We start from the raw sequence: 4295 nt of genomic DNA on the forward strand, positions 1-4295 counted from the left end.
TCGTGGTCTTCGCCAGCCCCACCTTCAAGGCCACCTACATGGCATCCTCAAGCTGTTCCTCGACCAGTTCGCCACCGGCGACGGCCTGCGCGACGTCACCGCCGTGCCGCTCATGCTCGGCGCCGGCCCGGCCCACGCCCTGGCCCCGGACCTGCTGCTCAAGCCGGTGCTCGTCGAACTCGGCGCCACGACCCCGGCGCCGGGTCTGTACCTGCTCGACTCCACGTACACGACCGACACGCGGATCGCGGACTACGCCGAGCGCTGGGCGCCTGTCCTGCGATCCGCGTGGCGGTGAGCGGGCCGGGTCAGACGACCACGGGCTCGCGGTCGTCCTGATCGGCGGCCTCGAGTTCTCGCACGAGCGGCAGCACCTTCTCGCCGAAGTACTCGATCTCCTCCTGGAAGTGGAGGAAGCCGGACAGGATGAGATCGACTCCGCGCCGGCGGTATTCGACGATGCGGTGGGCGATCTGCTCGGGGGTGCCGATGAGCTGGGTGCGGAAGCCGTCGTTGTACTGGACCAGGTCCTCGAATGTCGAGTCGGCCCACATGCCCTTCTTGTCCCCGGTGGACGCACCGGCCTGCTGCACGGCGCCGCGGAAGCCCTCGACCGCCGGGCGGTTCGCCTTCTCGATGATCTCGCGGAGAGTGTCGCGCGCTTCCTTCTCGGTGTCGCGGGCGATGATGAACCCGTTGAGGCCGACCCTGACCTCGCGCTGGTGCTCGCGGGCGACGGCGCGCAGGTCGGCGATCTGCTCGCTGATGCCGTCGTAGTCCTTGCCGTTGCTGAAGTACCAGTCCGCGTAGCGCCCACCGTTGGCGATCGCGGCGGTGGAGTTACCGCCCTGGAACAGTTCGGGATTGGGCCGCTCGGGCGTGTTGTCGGGCTTGGGCTTGAGGGTGAAGTCGTGGATGCGGTAGAAGTCGCCGCGGAAGTCGACATCGTCCTCGGTCCAGATCTTGCGCAGCACCTGCAGGAACTCGGCACTGCGGCGGTAGCGTTCGTCGTGCTCGAGCCACGGCTCGCCGAGGTGGGTGAACTCGTCCTTGAACCAGCCGCTGACGACGTTGACGGCGAACCGGCCGCCGGAGAGCTGGTCGGCGGTGGCACCCAGTTTGGCGAGCACCGCCGGCTGCCACAGTCCGGGATGGACGGCGGCGATCACCTTCAGGCGCTCGGTGGCCAGCAGGAGAGCGAGGGAGAAGCTGGTGGACTCGTGCTGGAACTCCGCGCCGTAGCTGGCCTCGTACCGCACCTGGCTGAGGGCGTACTCGAAGCCGTTGTTCTCGGCGGTGCGGGCGAGCCGGACGTTGTAGTCGTAGTCCCAGCTGGTCCGCTGTTCGATGTTCGAGGTGACCAGGCCGCCGCTGACGTTGGGCACCCAGTAGGCGAATTTGATCTCGGGGATGATGTGTTCGGTCGACATGGGCACCAATTCAAGCGTCCGCACCCGCCGCACCCAATCGTTGGAATCAACCCGATCCCAACCGTCGCGAGCGGTTGCGACGGTCGGGACCGGGTCGTCGTCAGGCGGGCTGGACCGCTGCGCCGGCGAGCGGCGACGCGCTGAAGCCGCCGCTCGGCTGGAACCGCGCCAGCACGTCCTCGGCCGGCTCGCCGGCATGCGCGGTGATGAATGCCAGCACGTCGTCGCGGGTGTCGATGCCGAGCAGCGTGCCGGGTTCGGACAGGAACCCGAACAGCGCGGCGGCCACCGGCTCACTCACGGTCGCCGCGGGGAAGAGCAACTCCGCGTGCACGGCGTACTTCGGATCGCCGAGGAACAGCCGGGTCACCTCCGCGGCGGCGTGACCGCGGGCGTCCCAGTGCTTTTCGAACTGATCCGTGAGCCAGTCGGCGGTGAACTCGCCCTTGTGGCCGCGTGCCGCCTCGATCAGCGCCGCCACCTGCACCACGGTGTTCTGTGCGCCCTGGCCGGCGATGGGGTCGAACGCGATGGCGGTGTCGCCGATCGCGGCGACGACGTGGCCCCCGGCCGTGCGGCCCACCGCCCGCCGCACCGTCGGGGTGACGGACCCGCGCAGCCAGGAGTGCGGATCGGCCTCGATGACCTCGAGCTTCTCCACCTCGGGGGCGTCCTGCGGGAAGTAGTCGCGGTACAGCTCGACGACGGTGCGACGGGCGCTGTGGACGTCGGTGACCGCCTCGAACCGCTCGACCCACGGGCTGCCCGGCTTGGCGAAGCCGAGGAAGCTCCACGTCGGACCCGCGTCCTTGTGCAGGTACGGGCCGAGCCAGGCCTCGCCGTACTCGGTGTGCAGGTTGAACAGGTTGTGGGCGCCCCCCGCCTCGGAGCGGTAACCCCACGTGTCCGGGCCGTGCCCGAGTCCCCGGAGCGTCACCAGCAGCAGGGTGCGCTGGGGCTCGCGGTAGACGGTGCGCTCGGCGTCGACGGGAAACAGCGACGACAGGCCGCCCTTGCCGGTCGCGACGAGCGTCAGGTCGTGCTCGGCGGCGATCGCATCGAGACTCTCCGGCGTCACCGCGCGCACCTCGAACCGGCCACCCCGGTCGAGGAAACGGCCCAGCCGGTCGTCCGCCCGCAGCCGGACGTCGACGCCCTGCGCGACGTACCGGAAATCCGGGTCGAACTCGAGGACCTCGGCGCGGGTGTCGCCGTCGCCCGAATACAGGCGCGTGCTCATGCCGGTCGAATGGGGTCCGTCGGCGTACAGATCCTCGATGATCCGGGCGTCGGACTCGCGGGACTTGCCGAAGTAGACGGCCGTTCCGGTCGCCGGCACGTCGTTGCGCAGCGACTCGCGACCCCGATCGCTGAGGACGGTGACGTCGAATCCGGCATCGAGGAAGCCGAGCGCGGCCGTGGTCCCGGCCAGTCCGGCGCCGACGACGGCGACGGAACGTCGAGTGGTGGTCATGGAAACTCCTCGTGGTGGGCGGTGATGGATCAGCCGACGTAGGCGCGGTGGCGGTCGGTCACGGTCGAGAGGGGCGCGCCGAACCGGTAGCGGGCGCCCCGATGCTCGTCGGGGAGGCGGTCGCCCTTGCCGAAGAGCTTGTGGCGCAGCGTTCCCTCGGTGTAGGTCGTCGGGTAGGCACCGCGCTCCTGGAGGACGGGGACGACGTGGGTGATCACGTCCTCGAACGAGCCGGGCGTGACGGCATAGGCAAGGTTGAACCCGTCGACGTCGGTTTCGGCCACCCACTCCTGCAACCGGGTGGCGACGGACTCGCCGGAGCCGACGAAGCGGGGGCCCAGTCCGCCGATGCTCGCCCACTCGGCGATGTCGCGGACGCGCCATTCGCGGCCGTCGTCGTCGGCCTCCTGGAACGCCGCGACCGCGGAGCGGATGGCGTTGCTCTCGACGTTGCCGATCGGCTCGTCGAGGTCGTAGCGGGACAGGTCGATACCCATCCAGCCGGAGGTGAACACCAGCGCGCCCTCGAGGCTGGCGTACCGCTTGTACTCCTCGTGTTTGGCCGCGGCCGCCTCGTCGGTGGCGTCCGTGACGATCGTGGCGAGGGCGTAGATCCGCGCGGAGTACGGATCGCGGCCGGCGTCGACGAGCGCGGCCCGGATGCGGGCCACGGTGTCGCGCAGGACCCGCTTGGACGGCGGCCCGACGAAGATCGCCTCCGCGTTCTCCGCCGCGAAGCGCACGCCGCGCGGCGACGCCCCGGCCTGATAGATCACCGGAGACCGCTGCGGTGACGGTTCGGACAGGTGAATTCCGGGCACCGTGAAATGCGCACCGCGATGCCCGATGTGGTGCACCTTCTCCGGGTCGATGTAGAGGCCGCGCTCGGCGTCCCGGACGACGGCGTCGTCCTCCCAGGAGCCCTCCCACAGCTTGTAGAGCACCTCGAGGTACTCGTCGGCGTGGTCGTAGCGGGTGTCGTGATCGAGCTGGTCGGCCTCGCCGAAGTTGCGGGCCGCGGACGGCAGGTATCCGGTGACGACGTTCCATCCGATGCGGCCGCGGGTGAGGTGGTCGAGGGTCGAGAGCCGCCGCGCGAACGGGTAGGGATGCTCGAATCCTGTTCCGGTGGTGATGCCGAAGCCGAGATGCTCGGTCGCCGCGGCCATCGCGGAGACGAGCAGGAGCGGATCGGCCACCGGGACCTGCGCCCCCTGCCGCAGCGCCGCCTCGTCGGTGCCGCCGTAGACGTCGTACGTGCCGAGCACGTCGGCGATGAACAGGCCGTCGAACAGGCCGCGTTCGAGGAGCCGGGCATCGCCGCTCGTGGACCTCGCGGTCGCCGTGGCCGGCGACACGCCGAAGGTGCGGCACCGCCTGGCGTTCGGCGG

3 protein-coding genes and 1 pseudogene are annotated in these 4295 nt (G+C 70.2%); 1 reads left to right on the forward strand and 3 read right to left on the reverse strand.

Annotation, left to right across the window (positions count from 1 at the left end; translation table 11 throughout):
- A pseudogene (locus AIIKEEIJ_RS12700) lies at positions 1 to 298 on the forward strand (NADPH-dependent FMN reductase); the annotation flags it as partial.
- A gap of 10 nt (positions 299 to 308) precedes the next feature.
- Here AIIKEEIJ_RS12700 and sfnG read toward each other — a convergent pair.
- The 3 genes from sfnG to AIIKEEIJ_RS12715 all read right to left on the reverse strand — a co-directional run.
- On the reverse strand, positions 309 to 1430 hold the full coding sequence (sfnG, locus tag AIIKEEIJ_RS12705; protein WP_161995788.1) for a dimethylsulfone monooxygenase SfnG: 1122 nt from the start codon (positions 1428 to 1430) through the stop codon (positions 309 to 311).
- Positions 1431 to 1530: 100 nt separating this feature from the next.
- Entirely contained in the window at positions 1531 to 2904 is a 1374-nt protein-coding gene (locus AIIKEEIJ_RS12710; protein ID WP_161995789.1) for a styrene monooxygenase/indole monooxygenase family protein, read from the reverse strand.
- A gap of 29 nt (positions 2905 to 2933) precedes the next feature.
- A partial coding sequence (locus tag AIIKEEIJ_RS12715) for an LLM class flavin-dependent oxidoreductase (RefSeq protein ID WP_238406330.1) occupies positions 2934 to 4295 on the reverse strand: 1362 nt, incomplete at its 5' end.

Source organism: Rhodococcus sp. YH1 (assembly GCF_009939605.1).
In the GTDB taxonomy this organism is placed as follows: Bacteria; Actinomycetota; Actinomycetes; order Mycobacteriales; family Mycobacteriaceae; genus Rhodococcus; species Rhodococcus aetherivorans.

Coding starts and splice junctions, on each gene's coding strand:
- sfnG (WP_161995788.1), bottom strand. CDS start 1,430: ATGTCGACCGAACACATCATCCCCGAGATCAAATTCGCCTACTGGGTG.
- AIIKEEIJ_RS12710 (WP_161995789.1), bottom strand. CDS start 2,904: ATGACCACCACTCGACGTTCCGTCGCCGTCGTCGGCGCCGGACTGGCC.